Raw genomic sequence first — 20,487 nt, 5'->3', positions numbered from 1 at the left:
CTTCCTAGAGATCGATATTGGCCCGGTACCACTCGTGGAAGTGCTGCATGCCATCTTCCATCGGCGACTGGTAGGGACCGGCGTCGGTGGTGCCGCGCTTCATCAGCGCCTTGCGGCCGGCGTCCATGCGCTGGCCGATCTCGTCGTCCTCGACGCAGGTTTCCATGTAGGCGGCGCGCTCGGCCTCGATGAACTCGCGCTCGAACAGCACGATCTCCTCGGGGTAGTAGAACTCCACCACGTTCCTGGTGCGCTGCGGGCCGTCCGGCCACAGCGTCGAGACGATCAGCACATGCGGATACCACTCGACCATGATGTTCGGATACAGCGTCAGCCAGATCGCGCCGTACGGTGGCGGTTCGCCGCCGCGGAACTTGAGCACCTGCTCCTGCCAGCGCTTATAGATCTCGGAGCCGGACTTGCGCAAGCCCTTGTTGACGCCGACGGTCTGCACGCTGTAGTCGCGGCCGAATTCCCAGCGCAGGTCGTCGCAGCTGACGAAGCCGCCCAGGCCCGGGTGGAAGGGCTCGACGTGATAATCCTCCAGATAGACTTCAATGAAAGTCTTCCAGTTGTAGTCGCAGTTGTGCACCTCGACGTGGTCGAACATATAGCCGGAGAAATCCAGGTCCCTGGTCACCGACAGCTCCTTGAGCTTGTCCATGACGTCGTAGCCGTTCTGCTCGAACAGCAGGCCGTTCCAGCTTTGCAGCCGGGTCTTGGGCAGGTTCAGGCAGGGCGTCTCCGGGAAGTGCGGCGCGCCGATCAACTCGCCCTTGAGGTCGTAGGTCCAGCGGTGCAGCGGGCAGACGATGTTGTTGGCGTTGCCGCGGCCATTGAACATCAGCGCCTGGCGGTGGCGGCAGACGTTGGAGAGCACCTCCAGCCCATTGGCGTTGCGCACCAGCATACGCCCTTCGTCTTCAGAGACGAGGGTCGCGAAGTCGCCGACGTTCGGCACCATCAGCTCGTGCCCGATGTAGCGCGGGCCAGCCTGGAATAATTGCTGCATTTCGCGCTGCAACAGCGCTTCGTCAAAATAGACGTCTACCGGAAGTTGCGCGTTTGAACGCGCCAGCTTGGCGTGGGTACCCAGATCGGACATCCCAACCCCCCTTAATATGTACATCAAACCAAAGAGAGACAGAATCCGTAAAGACCTGAATTCAAAGTTGTTGAAAATGGTATTTCGGACAGAACCGGCGATTATACCGTGTTTTGCCCCTGCCCAGCGGATGGATGTGCTCGTTCCGCGCGCAAATCATTGTGAAAATCGCATGCTTGCACGGGATCTGGGGGCGATTGCGATAAAATCCATAGTTCACGCCCCCGGCCGGGCAGCTATAGTTCCACCGGATAAGGTGGTTTGTTCTAAAATAACGGGCTACACTGCGCTGGCACGTGTTTTTGCCTTGAAACCTGAGTGACTATGTCTAACAAATTAACTGCCGACGCGACCGCCGCCGCCCCCGTCTCGTTTGAAGAAGCGATGGCGGAACTGGCGCAGCTGGTTGCGCAAATGGAGGCAGGCCAACTGCCGCTGGAAGCTTCGGTGGCCGCCTATGCGCGCGGCTCGGAGCTGGTGAAGTTCTGCGCCGCCCAGTTGGAAAAAGTGGAATCCCAGGTCAAGGTGCTGGAAGGCGACATGCTCAAGCCTTTCGCGGAAGCCGGCGAGGCCGAACAATGAGCGGCGCCTTCGACGACTGGATGAAGACCGTGCAGGCGGCGTCGGAAAACGATTTATCCGCTTTCCTGCCCGCCGCCACCACGGTGCCGACCAAGCTGCACGCGGCGATGCGCTATGCGCTGCTGGGCGGCGGCAAGCGCGTGCGTCCGCTGCTGGTGTACGCGGCCGGCGCGCTGTTCGGCGCCGACGCGGCCATCCTGAGCCGCGCCGCCGCCGCGGTGGAAATGATCCACGCCTATTCGCTGGTGCACGACGACATGCCGTGCATGGACGACGACGAACTGCGCCGCGGCAAGCCGACGGTGCACGTGGCCTACGACGAAGCCACCGCGCTGCTGGTGGGCGACGCGCTGCAATCGCAGGCCTTCCTGGTGCTGGCCGAGGCCGACAGCATCCCCGCGGTGCGCCAGGTGGCGATGCTGCGGCTGCTGGCGCACGCGTCCGGCTCGGCCGGCATGTGCGGCGGCCAGGCGATCGATCTCGACAGCGTGGGCCTGAGCCTGACGCTGGCCCAGCTGGAGCAGATGCACCAGCTCAAAACCGGGGCGCTGCTGCGCGCCGCCGTGGTACTGGGCGCGCTGGCCGGCAAGGATCTCGATCCGGCCGAGCTGAGCGCGCTGAACGACTACGCACGCGCCATCGGCCTGGCCTTCCAGGTGGTGGACGACGTGCTCGACGCTACGGCCGATTCGGCCACGTTGGGCAAGACCGCCGGCAAGGACGCCGCCGACAACAAGCCGACCTATGTCTCGATCCTGGGTCTGGAACCGTCGCGCGCGCTGGCGCAAACATTGCGGCTCGACGCGCACGCAGCGCTCGCGCCGTTTGGAGAAAAAGCTCTGCGGTTACGCGAACTCGCGGATTTGATCGTGCAGCGGAAGGCATAAATGAAATTGCTCGAAAACATAGATTCACCAGCGGATGTGCGCAAGCTGTCGCGCACCCAGCTGACGCCGCTCGCGCATGAACTGCGCGGCTACCTGCTGGATTCGGTATCGAAGACCGGCGGCCACCTGTCGTCCAACCTCGGCACGGTCGAGCTGACCGTGGCGCTGCACTACGTGTTCAACACGCCGCACGACCGCATCGTCTGGGACGTGGGCCACCAGACCTACTCGCACAAGATCCTCACCGGCCGCCGCGAGCGCATGCACACGCTGCGCCAGCTCAACGGCATCTCCGGTTTCCCCAAGCGCGACGAAAGCGAATACGACACCTTCGGCACGGCGCACTCGTCGACGTCGATCTCTGCCGCGCTGGGCATGGCGCAGGCGGCCAAGATCAAGGGCGAGCACCGCCACGCCATCGCCGTCATCGGCGACGGCTCGATGACCGCCGGCATGGCCTTCGAGGCGCTCAACAACGCCGGCGTGCAGGAAGACCTGAACCTGCTGGTGATCCTGAACGACAACGACATGTCGATCTCGCCGCCGGTGGGCGCGCTGAACCGCTACCTGGCGCGCCTGATGTCGGGGCAGTTCTACGCCGCCGCCAAGAACGTCGGCAAGTCGGTGCTGCCCGGCCCCGTGCTGGAGCTGGCCAAGCGGCTGGAGGAACACGCCAAGGGCATGGTGGTGCCTGCCACCATGTTCGAGGAATTCGGCTTCAACTACATCGGCCCGATCGACGGCCACGACCTCGAATCGCTGGTGCCGACGCTGCAGAACATCAAGCAGCTCAAGGGCCCGCAGTTCCTGCACGTGGTCACCAAGAAGGGCCAGGGCTACAAGCTGGCCGAGGCCGACCCGGTGCTGTACCACGGCCCCGGCAAGTTCAACCCGGCCGAGGGCTTCAAGCCGGCCGCCGCGCCAGGCAAGATGAGCTACACCGAGGTGTTCGGCAACTGGCTGTGCGACATGGCCGCCGCCGACAAGAAGCTGGTCGGCATCACGCCGGCCATGCGCGAAGGCTCGGGCATGGTGCGCTTCGAGCAGCAGTTCCCGGACCGTTACTTCGACGTCGGCATCGCCGAGCAGCATGCCGTGACTTTTGGTGCCGGCCTGGCCTGCGAAGGGCTCAAGCCGGTGGTGGCGATCTACTCCACCTTCCTGCAGCGCGGCTACGACCAGCTGATCCACGACGTCGCGCTGCAGAACCTGGACGTGACCTTCGCGCTGGACCGCGCGGGCCTGGTGGGCGCGGACGGCGCCACCCACGCCGGCAACTACGACATGGCGTACCTGCGCTGCATTCCGAACATGGTGGTCATGGCCGCCTCGGACGAGAACGAATGCCGCCAGATGCTGACCACCGGCTACCAGTACAAGGGACCGGCGGCGATCCGCTATCCGCGCGGCGCGGGCACCGGCGCGGCGGTCAAGCCGGAGCTGACCGCGATAGAAATCGGCAAGGGCGAAATCAAGCGCAAGGGCCAGAAGATTGCGATCCTGGCCTTTGGCTCGATGGTGGCGCCGGCCATGGCCGCCGGCGAGGCGCTGGACGCTACGGTCGCCAACATGCGCTTCGTCAAGCCGCTGGACGTGGCGCTGGTGAAGCAGCTGGCCGCCGAGCACGACTACCTGGTGACGGTGGAAGAGGGTTGCATCATGGGTGGCGCGGGCGCCGCCGTGGCCGAGGCACTGGCCGCCGAAGGCATCGTCAAGCCATTGCAGATGCTGGGCCTGCCGGACAAGTTCATCGACCATGGCGATCCCGCCAAGCTGCTCGCCAGCGTGGGCCTGGACGGCGCCGGCATCGCCGCCTCGATCAAGCAACGCCACGCCGGCGCCGAGCCGCGCCTGGTGGTCAACAACGGCTAAACCCATCCCTCGTCATTCCCGCGAAAGCGGGAATCCATACAACGTCGCTGGGGCAAGCTCAGTATGGATTCCCGCCTGCGCGGGAATGACTCGCGGTTAATTCTCTTGCCTATCTCAAGAACGCATCCTATATTGATATAAACAGTTTATTCGGTTTATATCGCCATGCATGCCGCCTGTTTTCTTACCGGTTTGATGTTCGCCTGCGGGACGGCGGGCGCACAGGTGCCGGAATCGGGCAGGGTGCAGGACATGGGTTTCAGCGCCGAGGAAGTGGCCAGCACGGTGGAAGACCGTTACATCGACCGCGTGGTCGGCCTGGCGGCCGCCGGCCGGCTGGATGACGACCGCGTCCTGCTGGCGCGCCTGCAGTCGATCGGCGCGGGCCTGATCCGCGCCGCCGTGGCGCTGAAGCCGGAGGCGGCCGGGTGGGAGTGGGAGTTCCATACCACCAGCGATACCGAAGTCGACGCCATCTGCATGGCCGGCGGCAAAATCCTGGTGGGCAGCGCCTTCGTGCGCCAGCTGGCGCTGAGCGACGGCGAGCTGGCGACCCTGCTGGGCCACGAAGTCGCCCACGCGGTGGCCGAACATCACCGTGAAACCTTGTCGGAAGCGCTATTCCTGAACCGTTATCCGGCGGTGCCGCTGGAGGTGGTGATGGAGCGGCTGGAGAGCGACCTGTCGGTGCAGATCCGGCTGTCCAAGCTATCGAGCATGCAGGAATCGGAGGCGGACCAGCTGGGCATGGTGCTGGCGCACCGCGCCGGCTGGCCGGCGGCCGACATGGTCAGCTTCTACCGCAAGCTGTCCACCGGCGACCAGGCGGCGCTGGTGTCCAGCGCCTATCCGCCCAGCGCCTCGCGCCTCAGCATGGCCAAGGGCATGGCGCTGTTGTTCCAGTCCGACCGGTGAACGCCTAGCCGCGCTTGCGCTCGTGCTGCCACAGCACGTCGCTGCCGCCGCCAAAGCGGTTCAACACTCGCGACAGCACAAACATCAGATCCGACAGGCGGTTCACATACTGGCGCGGATGCTCGTGGATGGTCTCGGTCTTGCCCAGCGTGACGATGGCGCGTTCGGCGCGGCGGCACACGGTGCGGCACACATGCGCCTGCGAGGCCGCGCGCGAGCCGGCCGGCAGGATGAATTCCGTCAGCGCCGGCAGGGTGGCGTTGTACTTGGCCAGCAGCGCGTCCAGGCGCTCGACGTGCGCCTCGGTGATCATCTGGTAGCCGGGGATGCACAGTTCGCCGCCCAGGTCGAACAGGTCGTGCTGGATGGTGACCAGCTCTTCGCGCAGGTCGGCCGGCATGTCTTCGCACAGCAGCAGGCCGATGTGCGAGTTCAGCTCGTCGACCTCGCCGATCGAATGGATGCGCACGCTGTCCTTGTCGGTGCGGGTGCCGTCGCCGAGGCCGGTGGTGCCGCCGTCGCCGGTGCGGGTGGCGATTTTGGAGAGTCGATTGCCCATGTTGTTTCCTCAGTGGTTATTTGGTCGCCACGCCGGCCGGTTCCAGATGGCTGATGGGGTCGAAGCATACGCCAAGGCGGCCTGCCGTGTCAGCAGTTTTCGCGCTACCAGGCGTGCCGCGGGTGGCGCTGGCCGAATATGGCGCTCTGGCCGGTGAGCGCGAGTTCGTCGATCCCGTCGAAATTGCCGTGCCGGCGCCGGGCCTGCGACAACTGCCGGTATAGCGGCTCCGGCAACTCGAAACTGCGCTGGCGGTCGACGTCCAGGAGGTAGCGGCCGGCTGCCACCTTGAACAGCAGATAGGCGTCGTGCCGCCGGTCGTTGCGGAAAAACTTGTGCAGGTCGAACATGCGGTCGAAGTAGTAGGGGTGGGCGGCCACGCGCTGCTCCAGCGCGCGCAGGCAGTCCCGTTGGGACAGCGGGCCGAGATCGGTGATCACGCAGCCATCCGGCGCGGGATCGGCAAACAGCAGCCGGTGCGGCAGCCGCATGCGCTCGGCCAGCGTGAACAAGGCCGGCTTGGCCACGATGTGCCCGTCGAGGAAGGCATGGCTGGTGTCGGCCGGCGAGCCGCTGCCCCATGGCCGGTCGATCAGCACGAAAATCGGCGCCCGCTCGGCCTGCGCGCGGCGCATGCCTTTAATCAGCGGAAGGCCGCCGAGGATGAACTCGATACTGAAGCCGTGCCGGTGCGCCAGCCGGTGCAACATCTGCGCATGCTCGTCGCTTTGCGTGCTCATGCAGCAATAGACCTTGCGCGCCGGCGATGCGTCGGCCAGCGCCTTGACCAGCACCGGGTAGCTGCCGTAGTGGCAGGACATGTACAGCGTCGCGACGCTGGCGTCGGGCGCCGGGCCCAGGTGGCGGTAGCGCGCGTCCATGTCTTCGTTGGCCAGCAGGCTGTCCTGGTAGCGGCGCCATTTGCGGATGTGCGCATAGGCGGCGGGGCGCGGAATGCCCAGCCGCAGCATGTTGGTCAATGCCATGACGGTGCGGGATTTTTGCATAAAAAAAAGCAAAGGCGTTGGCGCGCCTTTGCAAAACAACGGGAGTTGAGTTGAGCGAAAGGTGCTGCTTAGTACGCTTCCTGCGTCGGGCAAGTCCATTCCAGAGCCACCGGCGGCGTCTCGATCTGCTCGAAAATGACTTCCTTGATCTGGGCGAGTTTCTGCTCGATGTGGTCGGCCATTGTCGGTACGCCGTGAAGTACGAGGTCCATGCGATTTCCTTCATTGTTGCTGTGCCTACTCTAGATCAGTTTTCGGCGGCCCTGAGCAGCCGGACGGCTGCGTATTTTTTACCGCCTGCCGGCGGGCACGAAGCGGCCGGCGTCGCGCGCCAGTGTCAGCAACACCAGCCCCAGCACGGTGCACACCGCCACGGCGGCCAGCGAGGCTTCGGCGCCGAAGCGCCCGCCCGTCAGCCAGTCCGGTCCCTCCAGCCTGCCGATCAGGAAGCCTTGCTGGGCATAACCGGACACGGCCACCGAGCACACCGGCCCCTGCACGAAATTCCAGGCGAAGTGGATGGCGATGCACAGCCACAGCCGGCCGGTCAGCATGTAGGCGGCCGCCAGCATCAAACCCGCCTCGACGGCAATCGCGGTGGCGTTGAACAGGGTGGCGGCGGGATTGCTCAGATGTAGCGCGCCGAACAGCAGTGCCGACGCCAGCAGCGCCGCGATGCTGCCGTAGCGCCGCTCCAGGATGCGGAACAGGATGGCGCGGAACAGGATCTCCTCGGTCACCGCGCCCTGGACGAAGCCGGGCACGTTCAGCGCCAGCTCGGCCCAGTGGTTGTGGCCTTCGACCTGGTAGGTGCCGGAGATGGCCAGCACCGATATCACCAGGCCGAACGCCAGCGTACCGATCAGCAATCCGGCGCCGCCCTCGGCCCAGGCGCCCGCCACCGCCAGCTCGTCGGGACGGCGCCGTTCGACCAGGTACACATAGCCGCCGTAGGCGCTCAGCGTCAGGGCCGTTACCAGCAGCGGGCGCAGCAGCCGCGACCACGGCGCCGCATCCGCGCCCAGCAGCGCGGTCAGCCCGAACGCGGGCAGGCCCACCACGCACCAGGCCAGCGCGATGCGCGCCATCGGCCAGCGCAGCGCCCGCGGGCCCCAGGGTTGGAGCCGGCGCATGATACGGGCTATGGCACTCGACAGTTGCATGGTGTGCGCGTCCTCAGTCGGTCAGGAAGTCGGCCGCCAGCGGACGCGCCGACAGCAGGATTTGCGCATTGGCGGCCAGCAGCGCCTCATCCAGCTTGAGCCGGATGCGCGCCTGCGCGTCGGCGCGCACCTGGCGTACGCCGTCGCGCGTCTGCAGCTCCAGCGTCGGCGCGGCGGCGGCCGCGAACTGCAGCTCGATGCCGGTGAAGGTCGGCATGAAGAAGCGCATCGGCCCGGCGCCGGCGCGCATCATGGCGTTCATCTGGCGCACGCTGAGCATCAGGCTGGCGTAGCTGAAGCGCAGTCCGTCGGGCAGCGTCGGCCGGGCGCTGAAGGAAAACGCCGACTTCTCGTCCGCCGCCAGGCTGGTGTAGACCATCGGGTTGGCCTTGAGCCAGCGCGGCTCGGACTTCAGGTCGAAGCCGCCGTCGGCGCTGACGGGCAGGCGCGTGCGTTCGTCGCCGTCAACCAGCAACAGGCGTACTTCCTCGGGCCGGATGGTGGCGTTGCGCGGCTTCATGCTGGCGCGGATGACCAGCTTGTCGCGCTGCTCGGCGGGAAACTCGTACACCTTGTCCAGGTGGGTGATTTTCAGCAGCGTCTGGTAGTCGACCAGTTCGCGCTCGGCGGCGACCGCGCTCAGGCTCAGGCAAGCCAGCAGCGCGGCCAGGGCGGGGTGGGGCATCGGGCTTCTCCGGTTGATCATGGCATGGCGGCCGGAGCCGATGGCGCCATGTCCTGCAGCAGTTGCGGGAATTCAGGGAGCGTGTCGCGGAAGGCCGGCGCGGCCGACTGCAGGCGCGCCAGCCATTCCTGCGGCGAGCCGTTGTCCACGCGCAGGCGCCGCTGCAGCAGCTCGCCGCAGCCGGGCAGATACACCCAGTGCTGCGGCGCGCGCCGTATCTGCGCCTCGATGTCGCGGAAGATGGCGGCGGTCAGCGCGGCGATGTCGGCCTCGAGGTCGCCGCTGCGCTGCACCGTCAGCGGCGCGCCCAGCCTGACCGTCGTGTCCAGCCCGTCGCCGGGACAGCTGTAGCCGACGATGACGGTGGCGTTGCTCTTCAGCGCGAACAGGCTGGTGCCTGCCATCGCCGGCACCAGCCGGTTAAAGAAGGGCACATACAGCGCATGGCCGCTGATGTCGAACACGTCCGGCATCATCGTCAGCGCTTCGCCCCGGCGCAGCACGCGCAGGGCCTTGAGCACGGCGCTGTCGTCATTGAACAGCGCGTTGAAGCCGTAGCCCAGGCGCTGGAACAGTTCCTCGAAGCCGCTGGAACTGCTGCTGACCGACGGCGGGTTGTAGAACGCGTTGACGGTCTTGTGGCGGCCGATTTCCTGGATCAGCTTGAGGCAGCCGAGCTGGAAGTTGCCGTAGTGCGGCGTGACAAAGATGACGGGCTTGTCGTCCCGCTTGAGCTGATCGAGACTGGCCTCGCCTTCCACGCGCACATGGCGCGCGACGAAGGACTCGAGCCGCGCCGCGTCGAGCCCGGCCAGGTGGGTCTTGATCAGATGGAAATTGCGCATGGACAGGCGATAGCGCGAGTACAGGCGGTCCAGCTCGGCGGCGGACAGCTCGGGCAGCGCGACGCCGACGGCCTGCGCGAACTGGCGGCGGCCGTCGCGTTCGGTCAGGCTGCTCAGTTCCAATTGCGCGCGCGCCAGGCGCAGGCGCAGGTGCAGCAGCAGTTCGGTCATGGGTGGCATGGCTATCCCCGCGCCGGCAGGCCGGCTTCTTGAGGGGCGGGCGCGACAGGTTGGGCGGCCCAGGCGGCCAGCCGCGCGCGGGCCGTCGCGTAGGCGCCCCTGTCCAGCTCGCCGCCGTGGCGATGCCAGGCGTCGAGGTAGGCGTTCAGCTGTTTGAGCTGGTCGTCGCGTTCGACTTGCAGATAGGCCGCGCTGGCGCGGTACAACTGCGACCAGGACAGGGTCTGTTCCGGCAGCGCGCTGGCGGCCGCCTGCAGGTGCCCGGTCAGCCAGCTGGCGACGCCGTTGAGGACCAGCTTGGCGTCGCGCGGCGTCGGCTGCGTCAAGCCCATCGCCGCCAGCTCGGGCTCCGCGGCCGGCGTCAGCGTGTACAGCGTATCGAGCCCCAGGCAGCACAGCAGGGGCTCCAGCAGCGACATGCCGTGGCGCATCTCGTTGAAGCTGACCCAGGTGCGGGTGCCGTCGCTGCCGGTGTGCAGCTCCGGGAAGGAAATGTAGAGCGTCGGCTGCGGCGTTCCGGCCTTGATCATCCGCACCACCTGGTTGGTGGCGACGCTGGGGAGGCTGCCGGCGGGCAGTCCGATCTCGGCCAGCATCTGCTCCACCACCGGCGTGGTGACGACCACGAGGGGCAGGCCGGACGCGGCGAGCTGGCGCAGCAGCCGCAGCCCGGGCAGGCTGTACGGCAGGGCCAGCAGGCAGGCGTGATGCGCCAGCTTGTCGCTCAGCGTGCGCAGCAGCGCCGGCGGCGTGTTGCCGGGCGCGCGCTGCGCGCACAGCTGGCGGTAGGCCGCCTGCGCGGCGCCGGCGATGCGCATCGCCTCGTCGTTGCCCAGCGCCAGGGCGTGCTGCAGGCCCTTGGCGGCGAGCCGGGTGGTGTTGGCCTCGGCGCGCTGGCGCTGCAGGCGTGCCGCGTAGGAGGCGGCCGGCGGCCGGCGCAACAGGGCGGCAAGGAATGGGAAGCGAAGGAACATGGCGGCGTCTCCGTGGCGGTGTCAGGCGGCGTAGCGGGCGTGCATGACGGCGTCGCGCAGCCCCGCCAGCGCCCGCAGTGTTTTCATGGCGAGCATGACGCAGGCCGAGATGATCACCAATGGCCACAGCAATTCGCCCAGCAGGCCCCAGGCGGACCAGCCGGCGTCCGCCAGCCGGGCGGTGCCGGCGGCCGCGCCCAGCTGGTGCAGGCTGCTGGCCAGCGCGGCCGGCAGCGTCCGGACCAGCCGCAGCACTTCGGTCGCCAGGAAGCTGGCGAAATACAGCGTGTAGGCGCCGCTCAGCAGGCCGTAGGCGTACAGCACCGGCGGGCGCGCGGCGGCCCGGGCGCGGCCGAACAGCGGCATCAGCATGTCGGCGCTGGCCTGGCGCACCTGGCGGTGCAGGTTGTGCAGGCCGCTGAGGTCGGACAGCAGCCAATAGCCGTCGAACTTGAACACGGGGTTGAGCGTAAACAACATGGTGAAGGTGACCAGCCAGATCAGCTTGAGCGCGTCGGGGCTGTCGCTGACCAGCGCGTACACATCGACGCCGATCAGCATCAGCGCCTGGAAATACACGCCGCCCAGGTCGACCACCGCGCGCTGGCGGCGCTGCAGGCGCCAGGCCTTGCTGACGTCGGCGTACCAGGCGGGAAAGATCACATACAGGCCGAAGCCGATGGCGCCGTGCGGGCAATTGAAATAGCGGCAGGCCGCCGTGTGGCCCAGTTCGTGGATCAGTCCGCTCAGCAGCAGCAGGGCCACCAGGCGCGGGCCGCCGCTGCCGCTCCAGCCCTCGTGGGCAGCGTGCATGGCGGCCGGCAGCACGCAAACGTGCAGCATGGCGAAGATGGCCACCAGGCTCCATGCCAGCGACGGCTTGAACAGCCAGGCCAGGCGGCTGGTCAGCAGCCCGGCATACCACGGCGACAGCAGGTCGATGCTGATGGTGAAGGGGTTGCCGCGCGCGGCCGGGGCGGCGTCGCTGAACAGCGCGGCGGGCAGGGTGCCGGCGGCCAGCGCGATCAGCTCGTCAGCGGGCAGCGCGGCGCCGCTGCGTTGCAGGTATTCGCGCTCCAACTCGTCCGGCGTGGCCGGTGCCGTCAGCAGCGCTTCGATCAGCGCGCGCGATTTGGCGGTAATCAGGAAATGGCGGTTGCCCAGCTCCAGCAGGAAGCGTTGTGCGGCGCCGGCGTCGCGGTATGGCGAGATCCGGATGCCTTCTTTGAGCGTGGGTATGGCGGCCATGTGGGGGAACGCGGAATGAGGGGAGTGAGGCGGAGAGAAACGGGAGCGCGGCGTGTGTGCAGCTCCCATTTCCCGCTCTGTATTACTTGTCGGACACCGAGCAGGTGTAGGTCCAGTCCGGTGCTGGAACGCTAGGCACGGCTTCCATTTCGAAGCGGGCTTCCAGTTCTTCGACGACGAATTCTACTTGGGTGATTTCGATATTTTCCATTTGAAACTCCATGTGTGTGGTTATCAAGGTAGCTGTGAGATCGACACTGCAGCATAGTTCCCGGTTCAGCTGGAATAAATAATAAATCGATCATATTTTTGTGTCAATCAGTAATTTATTATTGTTTTGCGATATTTTTAAACGTTGTTTTTTTGTTATATCGACGGCAGGCGGGCGCGCCGCCGCCTGCGCGGGGAGCGCATCGGCAGCGTGTGGGCAGTGGCAGGGCAGGTTTAGAAGTCGTCGCCGCCGGCGTCGTCGGCGGGGGCGCCTTCGTCCGGGCGCCATTCGAGGATGTCGGACGGCTGGCAGGCCAGCCGCTCGCAGATCTTGTTGAGCGTGGTGAAGCGGATGCCGCGCACCTTGCCGGACTTGAGCAGCGACAGGTTCTGTTCGGTGATACCGACGAAGGCCGCCAGCTCCTTCGACTTGATCTTGCGCTTGGCCAGCATGACATCCAGGTTGACGATGATAGTCATCAGATGAAGCCTTCGTTTTCCTCGCCCAGGCGGCGGCCTTCATGCATGATGGCCGCGATCAGGTAGAACAATCCGCACACCAGCAGCAACAGCACCTCGTTGGAGGTGACGTCGAAGGCGATGCGGAAGGCGCGGGTATTGGAAACCAGGTTGAAGACGAGGGCGCGCAGCGCCGGTTCCAGGCTCGACAGTGTGACCGAGGCGAACACGGCGCCGGCAAACGCCCGCATGTAGCCGATGGTGCGGGCGGCGAAGATGGCGCCGCGCTGCAACTCGCGCAGCGTCTGCCGCAGCCGGATCACGCCGAATACCAGAAAGCTCAGCGGCAGCAGGCCGATGAACGCGCCCAGCAGCCGATACAGCGAAGACAGCTGCCGCATGTCGTCCAGGCCCATGCCGTCGGGCAGCACCTGCATCACCCACCACAGCAGCGAGAACGGCATCGGCACCATCCAGGCGAGAATGAAGAACGATACCTGGACCGCCAGGAAGACCTGCAGCACGATCTGCAGCACGATGCACAGGTAGCGGATGTGGTGGTGACCGGGAGTGGAGAACAGCATAGGTTTTATTTTTATAAGGTAGAAAATGATTGTACAGCCACAAAAAATTCTTGTATCAACGACATTTTAGCGTAAGAGCCGTCGCCGCAGTCCCTGTGGTGCTGTGCACAACAGCCTGGATTAGGCGGCGCCGGGTTTTGTGCTTACAATCGACTCTCGACCATACGCCGCCCAAAACAGCCGCCCATGAATACTGCCTCCGCCGCTTCCGCCACCGTCCGGCTCCAGGTTGCCGATGCCCTGCGCGCGGCGCTGCCGGCGCGCTGCGTGCTGTCCGACCCCGAGGATACCCGGCCCTATGAATGCGACGGCCTGGCCGCCTACCGCCAGCTGCCGATGATCGTCGTGCTGCCCGACAGCGAGGCGCAGATCGTCGCCGTGTTGCGGGTGTGCCGCGAGCTGAAGGTGCCCGTCGTGCCACGCGGCGCCGGCACCGGCCTGTCCGGCGGCGCCATGCCGATCGCCGACGGCGTGGTGCTGTCGACCGCGCGCCTGAACCGCATCGTGCGCATGGATGCCTATTCGCGGACCGCCGTGGTGCAGCCGGGCGTGCGCAACCTGGCGATCTCGGAGGCGGCGGCGCAGCATGGCCTGTACTACGCGCCCGATCCGTCGTCGCAGATCGCCTGCACCATCGGCGGCAACGTGGCCGAGAACTCTGGCGGCGTGCACTGCCTCAAATACGGTCTGACCGTGCACAACGTGCTGCGCGTGCGCATGGTGACCATCGACGGCGACGTGGTGGAACTGGGCAGCGAGGCGCTCGACGCGCCTGGGTTGGACCTGCTGTCGGTGTTCATCGGCTCCGAGGGCATGCTGGGCATCGTCACCGAGGTGACGGTCAAGCTGGTGCCCAAGCCGGCCACGGCGCGCGTGATCATGGCCTCGTTCGACGAGGTGACGGCGGGCTGCCACGCGGTGGCGGCGCTGATCGCGGCCGGCATCATCCCGGCCGGGCTGGAGATGATGGACCAGACCTCGTCGCGCATGGTCGAGCCCTTCGTCAAGGCCGGGTACGACACCGAGGCCGCCGCCATCCTGCTGTGCGAGGCCGATGGCACCGTCGAGGAAGTGGAAGAGGAAATCGCCCGCATGTCGGCGGTGCTGAACACGGCCGGCGCCAGCGCCATCGCGGTATCGCAGTCGGAGGCGGAGCGGCTGAAGTTCTGGTCCGGCCGCAAGAACGCCTTCCCGGCGGCGGGCCGCATCTCGCCCGACTACTACTGCATGGACGGCACCATCCCGCGCAAGCGCCTGGGCCAGGTGCTGGAAGGGATAGCGCAGATGGAAACCAGGTATGGTCTGCGCTGCGCCAATGTGTTCCATGCCGGCGACGGCAACCTGCATCCGCTGATCCTGTTCAACGCCAACATCCCCGACGAATTCGAGCGCGCCGAGGCCTTCGGCGCCGAGATCCTGGCGCTGTGCGTGGAGGTGGGCGGCACCATCACCGGCGAGCATGGCGTCGGCATCGAGAAGATCAACTCGATGTGCGCGCAGTTCGCGCCGGCCGAGCTGGAGGCCTTCTTCTCGGTCAAGCGCGCCTTCGACACGGCGGGCCTGCTCAATCCGGACAAGGCCATTCCCACCCTGAACCGCTGCGCCGAATTCGGCAAGATGCGCGTCAGCGGCGGCATGCTGCCGTTCTCCCATCTGCCGCGCTTTTAAACGGAGCGACATGACGACCGCATCGTATTCCCACATCGCCACGCAGTTCAGCGAACGCATACGCGTCGCCACGGAGGCCGGCACGCCGCTGCGCTTGCGCGGCGGCGGCACCAAAGACTGGTACGGCCAGGCGCTGCAGGGCGAGGTGCTCGACACGCGCGCTTACTCCGGCATCGTCTCCTACGAGCCGACCGAATTGGTGATCACCGCGCGCTGCGGCACGCCGCTGGCGGAGATCGAAACGCTGCTGGCGCAGCACCAGCAGATGCTGGCCTTCGAGCCGCCGCGCTGCGGCGCCGCATCGACCATCGGCGGCGTGGTGGCCAGCGCCTTGTCCGGCCCGCGCCGCGCCAGCGCCGGCGCGGTGCGCGATTTCGTGCTTGGCGCGGTGCTGATGGACGGCCGGGGCGAGGCGCTGCGCTTCGGCGGCCAGGTGATGAAGAACGTGGCGGGCTACGACGTCTCGCGCCTGCTGGCTGGTTCGCTGGGCACGCTGGGGTTGATACTGGAGGTGTCGCTCAAGGTGCTGCCGCTGCCGCTGCGCGAGGCCAGCCTGCGCTTCGAGATGAGCGAGATCGACGCGTTACGCCATCTGAACGAGTGGGCCGGCCAGCCGCTGCCGATATCGGCCAGCTGCTGGCACCAGGGCGTGTTGTCGCTGCGCCTGTCCGGCGCCGAGGCTGCGGTGGAAGCTGCGCAGCGCAAGCTGGGCGGCGCGCCGCTGCAGGATGACGCGGCGTTCTGGACCTCGCTGCGCGACCAGACTCACGGCTATTTCGACGGCGGCAGCTTGTGGCGTTTGTCGGTGCCGCCGGCGGCCAGCGCCATCATCCTGCGCGGCGAACAGCTGATCGAGTGGGGCGGCGCGCAGCGCTGGCTCAAGGTGGAGTCCACCGATGCGGAGCAGGCGGCCGGCATCCGCCGCACCGTTGCGGCGGCGGGTGGCCACGCAACGCTGTTCCGGGGCGCGGACAAGAGCATCGGCGTATTCCATCCCCTGGCCCCGGCTGTGGCGAAGATTCACGAGCGGCTGAAACAGTCCTTCGATCCGGCGGGGATCTTCAATTCCGGCCGCATGTATTAGTGGACTAGCGAACCCCATGCAAACCAATCTGGCTGACTTCATCAAGAACACCCGCGAAGGCGAAGAGGCCGACGCCATCCTGCGCGCCTGCGTCCACTGCGGCTTCTGCACCGCCACCTGTCCGACCTATCAGCTGCTGGGCGACGAGCTGGATGGCCCGCGCGGCCGCATCTACCTGATCAAGCAGGTGCTGGAAGGCGCGCCGGTGACGGCCAAGACGCAGACCCACCTGGACCGCTGCCTGACTTGCCGCAACTGCGAGACCACCTGTCCGTCCGGCGTCAAGTACGGCCGCCTGATCGACATCGGCCGCAAGGTGGTGGAGCAGCGCGTCGAGCGGCCCTTCATCGAGCGCATGAAGCGGCTGGTGCTGAAGGAAGCCTTGCCGCGCAAGGCCGTCTTCACTGCGGCATTGCGCGCGGGGCAGCTGTTCCGGCCGCTGCTGTCGCCCGCCATGCAGGACAAGATCCCGGCGCTGCAAAACGCCGGCGCGTGGCCGACGCGCGCGCATGCGCGCAAGATGCTGGTGCTGGAAGGCTGCGCGCAGCCGGCGATGGCGCCCAACATCAACGCCGCCACCGCGCGCGTGCTCGATGCGCTGGGCGTGCAGCTGATCGTCGCGCCCAAGGCCGGCTGCTGCGGCGCGCTGCGCCATCACCTGAACGACCAGGAGGCGGCGCTGGACGACATGCGCCGCAACGTCGACGCCTGGTGGCCGCACTTGCAGGACGGCGCGGTGGAGGCGATCGTGATGACCGCTTCCGGCTGTGGCGTCACCGTCAAGGAATACGGCCACCTGCTGGCGCACGACAGCGCCTACGCCGCCAAGGCACAGCGCATCTCCGCGCTGACGCGCGACCTGAGCGAAGTGATGCCGGAGTTCGAGGAAGAGTTGAAGCGGCGCGCCAGCGTCAGGGAGCGCGTGGCCTACCATCCGCCATGCACGCTGCAGCACGGCCAGCAGATCCGTGGCAAGGTGGAGGGCGTGCTGCGCGCGGTCGGCGTCGACGTCGTGCTGTGCGCGGACAGCCATCTGTGCTGCGGCTCGGCGGGTACCTACTCGCTGCTGCAGCCGGAATTGTCGCTGCAACTGCGCGACCTCAAGCTGGCCAGCCTGGCCGACACCGGCGCCACCACCATCGTCTCGGCCAACGTCGGCTGCACCGCGCACCTGCAATCGGGCACGGACACGCCGGTCAGGCACTGGATAGAACTGATCGACCGCGCTCTCTAGCGTCATTCCCGCGCAGGCGGGAATCCATACACAGGTGGCCCAGAAGCTCAGCATGACAAGGTTGGGCTAGCCTTGAATAAATAAGGGCATCTGCGTGCTGCCGCCGGCCGGCTCGCCGTGCAGGCTGAGGATGGGCGGCAGCTGCGCGGCGGCCTGCCACACGGCCGCCGTGTCGAAGCTGGCGACCCAGGCCAGCACCTCGTCCGCCGGCATCGGCCGGGCGATGCCGTAGCCCTGCACCAGATCGCAGCCCAGGCGCATCAGCATGGCGCCATGCTCCATGGTCTCCACGCCCTCGGCGATTACACCCAGGCCGAAGGACCTGGCCAGGCCGATGACGGCGCTCACCAGGTGCAGGTCATCGCGGTCCACCAGCATATTGCGCACGAAGCTCTGGTCGATCTTCAGCATGTCCGCCGGCAGTCGCTTCAGGTAGGACATCGACGAATAGCCGGTGCCGAAATCGTCCAGCGCGAAGCTGATGCCCAGCGCCTGGCAATCGAGCATGATGCTGCGCACGTGGGCGATGTCGCTCAGCGCGGACGACTCCAGTATCTCCAGCTCCAGCATATGCGGCGGCACGTCCGGGAACTCGGCCAGGATGGCGGTCAGGCGCTCGACAAAGTCGATGCGCTGGAAATGGCGGGCGGCGATGTTGACGCTGATGACCCAGCGCGCATCGAAGGCGCGCCAGTCCTGCAGCTGGCGCAGGGCTTCGCGCAGCACCCATTCGCCGATGTCGACGATGATGTCGCTGTGCTCGACGATGGGCAGGAAGTCCGCCGGTCCGACCACGCCGCGCAGCGGATGCTCCCAGCGCAGCAGCGCTTCCATGCCGACGATGCGGGCCTTGCGCATGTCCAGCTTTGGTTGGTAGTAGAGCCGCAGTTCGCCGTCGCGCAGGGCGGCGCGCACCTCGGTGCGGCGGTTGTGGTGGGTGCGCACCTGCTCGTCCAGGTCGGCGTCGAAGAAGTGATAGCGGTTGCGGCCCGTGATCTTGGCCTGGTACAGCGCCTGGTCGGCGTGGCGCAGCAGGCTGTCGGCGCTGCTCTCGTTGCCGGTGTAGACCGCCACGCCGGCGCTGGCCGACATGCTCACCGCCTCGCCCTCGCACACGTAATCGCGCGACAGCGCCGCCATCAGGCGGTCCAGCGCCTGCTCGACGGCGGCGCGGCTGTCCATCTCCGGCAGCAGCAGCACGAATTCGTCGCCGCCCAGGCGCGCCACGTAATGGCGCTGGCCGGCGAAGTCGTGCAGGCGGCTGGCGGCCTGCTTGAGGATCTCGTCGCCGATGTCCTGGCCCAGCGTCTGGTTCACGTGCTGGAAGTGATCGAGGTCGAACAGGCAGACGGCCAGCAGGTAATCCTCTTCGCGCGCGCGCAGGACTTCCTGCTCGAAGCGGGCGGCCAGCGCCGTGCGGTTGGGCAGGCCGGTGAGGATGTCGTGATGGCTTTGCCAGGAGATCTGCTGCATCAGCTGGCGGCGCTCGGTCACGTCGCGGAACACCAGCACCGAGCCCTGCACCTCGTTGCGCGCGGAACGGATCGCGTTGGCGGTGTATTCGACGGTGACGATCTGGCCGGTGCGGTTGCGCAGGCTCTGGTTGCCGACCTTGATCACCTCGCCGCCGGCGTAGATCGCCGCCATCGTCTTGAGCAGCGAGTGCTGGCCGAAATTATTCGCCAGCACGAACACCTGGTGCAGCTCCATGCCGCGCGCGTGCGCTTCCTGCCAGCCGGTGAGCTGCTGGGCGACATCGTTGATGGTGGCGATCTTGCCGCTTAAATCGGTGGTGATGACGGCGTCGCCGATGGAGGCCAGCGTGACTTCGATGCGCTCCTTCTCCACTTGCAGCAGCGCCTGCGCCTCCAGCGTCTGCGCCAGTTGTTCGCTCAGCTTGCCCTGGCTTTGCTGCAGCTTGTGCACCAGCGCCTGCACGCGCTGCGCCATGTTGTTGAAGGTGAGCGCCAGCATGCGCGCCTCCAGCGTGCCGCCGACCGGCAGGCGCACGCCCAGGTCGCCGTTCTGGAAGCAGGTGGTGGCGTCGGCCACGCGCCTGAGCATGCGCTTGTTGGCGAAGATGATGATGCCCAGCAGCGTGTAGATGATGGAGATGTTGATCAGCGAGATTGTCGCCTGCTGGTGCAGCGTGCGCCACACCTGCGCCAGCGGCAGCGTGGGTTCGAAGCCCAGCACCAGGCTGGCGCTGCCGATGTAGATGGTGCGGTTGATCGGTTGCAGGCCTTGCAGCTTGGGGAACCAGCCGGGATAGTCCGGCGGCGGCGTGCTGCGCAGCGCCTCAAGGTGGCCGCCGGCATAGTCCAGCCGCGCCGAGACCAGGTCGGCCTCCAGCAGCAGGGCGCCGGACAGGATGTTGTCGAGGGCGGCGCGGTCCGGCGTGGTTAGCGAGGGCAGCAGGGCCTTGTGCAGGTAGACGCCCAGTTCGCCCGCGTCCTTCTGGTAGCGGGCGTTGGCGTAGGCGGTTTCGGACTGAAACAACAGGGTATATCGCACGCCCACCACGATGGCGATGATGAGGAAGATGGGGACGAACAGGCGGGAGTACATCCCCATCCGCATCCAGTGCGATAGTATTTTTCCAAACAACGACATAGGCGACTGATTCGATTCTTGGAAATGACCAGCGGCCATTATTACCGAAAGGTTAACCTAGCGCACGGTTTTTGGAAAACGTTTTCACCCTTTTTACAATTTTTTATAAACCACCGGTTACGCGCGCTTATTCGGCCAGCAGTTTAGTAATGTCGTCCGCCAGCTCTTCGGGTTTGGTGGCGGGGGCGTAGCGCTTGTAGACGGTGCCATCCTTGCGGATCAGGAACTTGGTGAAGTTCCATTTGATGGCCTTGGTGCCGAGGATGCCGGGGGCGTCCTTCTTCAGTTTAGTAAACAGCGGGTGGGCGTGGTCGCCGTTGACGTCGATCTTGGCGAACAGGGGGAAGGTGACGCCGTAGTTTTTTTCGCAGAAGGCGCCGATTTCCTCGGCCTGGCCCGGCTCCTGCGCGCCGAACTGGTTGCAGGGGAAGCCCAGCACCACCGCGCCCCGGTCCTTGAACTGCTCGTACACGGCCTCCAGTCCCTTGTACTGCGGTGTGAAGCCGCATTTGCTGGCGGTGTTGACGATCAGCAGAACCTGGCCTTTGTACTGGCCCAGGTTGACGGGGGCGCCGGACAGGTTGTCGGCGGTGATGTCGTAAATGGTGGTCAT

At 66.4% G+C, this 20,487-nt stretch carries 21 protein-coding genes; 7 read left to right on the top strand and 14 right to left on the bottom strand.

The features are described from left to right. Positions 1–4: 4 nt before the first annotated feature. Positions 5–1,105, bottom strand: coding sequence for an aromatic ring-hydroxylating oxygenase subunit alpha (locus ACEN9O_RS04045; protein WP_495616364.1), 1,101 nt, complete (start codon positions 1,103–1,105; stop codon positions 5–7). A 324-nt stretch (positions 1,106–1,429) separates the two neighbouring features. Between ACEN9O_RS04045 and ACEN9O_RS04040 the strand changes: the two genes are divergently transcribed. The 4 genes from ACEN9O_RS04040 to ACEN9O_RS04025 all read left to right on the top strand — a co-directional run bounded on the left by ACEN9O_RS04040 (position 1,430) and on the right by ACEN9O_RS04025 (position 5,361). Further along, complete coding sequence (locus ACEN9O_RS04040; protein ID WP_495616363.1) at positions 1,430–1,687, top strand: exodeoxyribonuclease VII small subunit; 258 nt, start codon at positions 1,430–1,432, stop codon at positions 1,685–1,687. Beyond that, on the top strand, positions 1,684–2,574 hold the full coding sequence (locus ACEN9O_RS04035) for a polyprenyl synthetase family protein (protein ID WP_495616362.1): 891 nt from the start codon (positions 1,684–1,686) through the stop codon (positions 2,572–2,574). The genes ACEN9O_RS04040 and ACEN9O_RS04035 overlap by 4 nt, the downstream gene beginning before the upstream one ends. Then, a complete protein-coding gene (gene dxs, locus ACEN9O_RS04030) occupies positions 2,575–4,446 on the top strand; it encodes a 1-deoxy-D-xylulose-5-phosphate synthase (RefSeq protein ID WP_495616361.1) in 1,872 nt (623 codons plus the stop codon). A 165-nt stretch (positions 4,447–4,611) separates the two neighbouring features. Next, entirely contained in the window at positions 4,612–5,361 is a 750-nt protein-coding gene (locus tag ACEN9O_RS04025; RefSeq protein ID WP_495616360.1) for a M48 family metalloprotease, read from the top strand. A 4-nt stretch (positions 5,362–5,365) separates the two neighbouring features. Here the strand turns inward: ACEN9O_RS04025 and ACEN9O_RS04020 are convergent, their stop codons facing one another. The 11 genes from ACEN9O_RS04020 to ACEN9O_RS03970 form a co-directional block, all read right to left on the bottom strand. Further along, positions 5,366–5,920, bottom strand: a complete 555-nt coding sequence (locus ACEN9O_RS04020; RefSeq protein ID WP_495616359.1) for a cob(I)yrinic acid a,c-diamide adenosyltransferase — start codon at positions 5,918–5,920, stop codon at positions 5,366–5,368. Between the two features lie 104 nt (positions 5,921–6,024). Further along, positions 6,025–6,927, bottom strand: coding sequence for a hypothetical protein (locus ACEN9O_RS04015; RefSeq protein WP_495616358.1), 903 nt, complete (start codon positions 6,925–6,927; stop codon positions 6,025–6,027). A 68-nt stretch (positions 6,928–6,995) separates the two neighbouring features. Beyond that, on the bottom strand, positions 6,996–7,139 hold the full coding sequence (locus tag ACEN9O_RS04010) for a hypothetical protein (protein ID WP_495616357.1): 144 nt from the start codon (positions 7,137–7,139) through the stop codon (positions 6,996–6,998). A 78-nt stretch (positions 7,140–7,217) separates the two neighbouring features. Continuing rightward, positions 7,218–8,090 carry a CPBP family intramembrane glutamic endopeptidase gene (locus tag ACEN9O_RS04005; protein WP_495616356.1) on the bottom strand — a complete coding sequence of 291 codons (873 nt, stop codon included), beginning with the start codon at positions 8,088–8,090 and terminating at the stop codon, positions 7,218–7,220. A 13-nt stretch (positions 8,091–8,103) separates the two neighbouring features. Then, positions 8,104–8,775, bottom strand: a complete 672-nt coding sequence (locus ACEN9O_RS04000; protein WP_495616355.1) for a DUF2987 domain-containing protein — start codon at positions 8,773–8,775, stop codon at positions 8,104–8,106. 17 nt (positions 8,776–8,792) lie between these two features. Next, the gene (locus ACEN9O_RS03995; protein WP_495616354.1) at positions 8,793–9,800 is read right to left on the bottom strand and encodes a lysophospholipid acyltransferase family protein; all 1,008 of its coding nucleotides are present in this window, start codon (positions 9,798–9,800) and stop codon (positions 8,793–8,795) included. Positions 9,801–9,802: 2 nt separating this feature from the next. Further along, on the bottom strand, positions 9,803–10,774 hold the full coding sequence (locus ACEN9O_RS03990) for a hypothetical protein (protein WP_495616353.1): 972 nt from the start codon (positions 10,772–10,774) through the stop codon (positions 9,803–9,805). A 21-nt stretch (positions 10,775–10,795) separates the two neighbouring features. Continuing rightward, positions 10,796–12,022 carry a hypothetical protein gene (locus tag ACEN9O_RS03985; protein WP_495616352.1) on the bottom strand — a complete coding sequence of 409 codons (1,227 nt, stop codon included), beginning with the start codon at positions 12,020–12,022 and terminating at the stop codon, positions 10,796–10,798. An 82-nt stretch (positions 12,023–12,104) separates the two neighbouring features. Beyond that, entirely contained in the window at positions 12,105–12,233 is a 129-nt protein-coding gene (locus ACEN9O_RS03980) for a hypothetical protein (protein ID WP_353399589.1), read from the bottom strand. A 233-nt stretch (positions 12,234–12,466) separates the two neighbouring features. After that, positions 12,467–12,712: a helix-turn-helix domain-containing protein gene (locus ACEN9O_RS03975; RefSeq protein WP_495616351.1), complete on the bottom strand. Its 246-nt coding sequence runs from the start codon at positions 12,710–12,712 to the stop codon at positions 12,467–12,469. Beyond that, positions 12,712–13,275, bottom strand: coding sequence for a hypothetical protein (locus tag ACEN9O_RS03970; protein ID WP_495616350.1), 564 nt, complete (start codon positions 13,273–13,275; stop codon positions 12,712–12,714). The genes ACEN9O_RS03975 and ACEN9O_RS03970 overlap by 1 nt, the downstream gene beginning before the upstream one ends. A gap of 186 nt (positions 13,276–13,461) precedes the next feature. Here ACEN9O_RS03970 and ACEN9O_RS03965 point away from each other — a divergent pair, with 186 nt between their 5' ends. From ACEN9O_RS03965 to glcF, 3 genes are read left to right on the top strand one after another with little or no spacing between them, the layout of a single operon-like run. Then, positions 13,462–14,943, top strand: a complete 1,482-nt coding sequence (locus ACEN9O_RS03965; RefSeq protein ID WP_495616349.1) for an FAD-linked oxidase C-terminal domain-containing protein — start codon at positions 13,462–13,464, stop codon at positions 14,941–14,943. A 10-nt stretch (positions 14,944–14,953) separates the two neighbouring features. Continuing rightward, positions 14,954–16,027 (top strand): glycolate oxidase subunit GlcE, encoded by a 1,074-nt coding sequence (gene glcE, locus ACEN9O_RS03960; RefSeq protein ID WP_495616348.1) that lies wholly within the window; start codon positions 14,954–14,956, stop codon positions 16,025–16,027. Between the two features lie 16 nt (positions 16,028–16,043). Then, positions 16,044–17,261 carry a glycolate oxidase subunit GlcF gene (glcF, locus tag ACEN9O_RS03955; RefSeq protein ID WP_495616347.1) on the top strand — a complete coding sequence of 406 codons (1,218 nt, stop codon included), beginning with the start codon at positions 16,044–16,046 and terminating at the stop codon, positions 17,259–17,261. 66 nt (positions 17,262–17,327) lie between these two features. On the opposite strand, the gene ACEN9O_RS03950 is transcribed toward glcF, so the two are convergent. Both ACEN9O_RS03950 and ACEN9O_RS03945 read right to left on the bottom strand, forming a co-directional pair. Continuing rightward, on the bottom strand, positions 17,328–19,829 hold the full coding sequence (locus tag ACEN9O_RS03950; protein WP_495616346.1) for a putative bifunctional diguanylate cyclase/phosphodiesterase: 2,502 nt from the start codon (positions 19,827–19,829) through the stop codon (positions 17,328–17,330). Positions 19,830–20,001: 172 nt separating this feature from the next. After that, positions 20,002–20,487, bottom strand: a complete 486-nt coding sequence (locus ACEN9O_RS03945; RefSeq protein WP_495616345.1) for a glutathione peroxidase — start codon at positions 20,485–20,487, stop codon at positions 20,002–20,004.

It is taken from the genome of Duganella sp. Dugasp78 (genome assembly GCF_059491455.1).
Note: the sequence above shows the minus strand (reverse complement) of the source record. Positions and strands in the feature narration are given on the sequence as shown.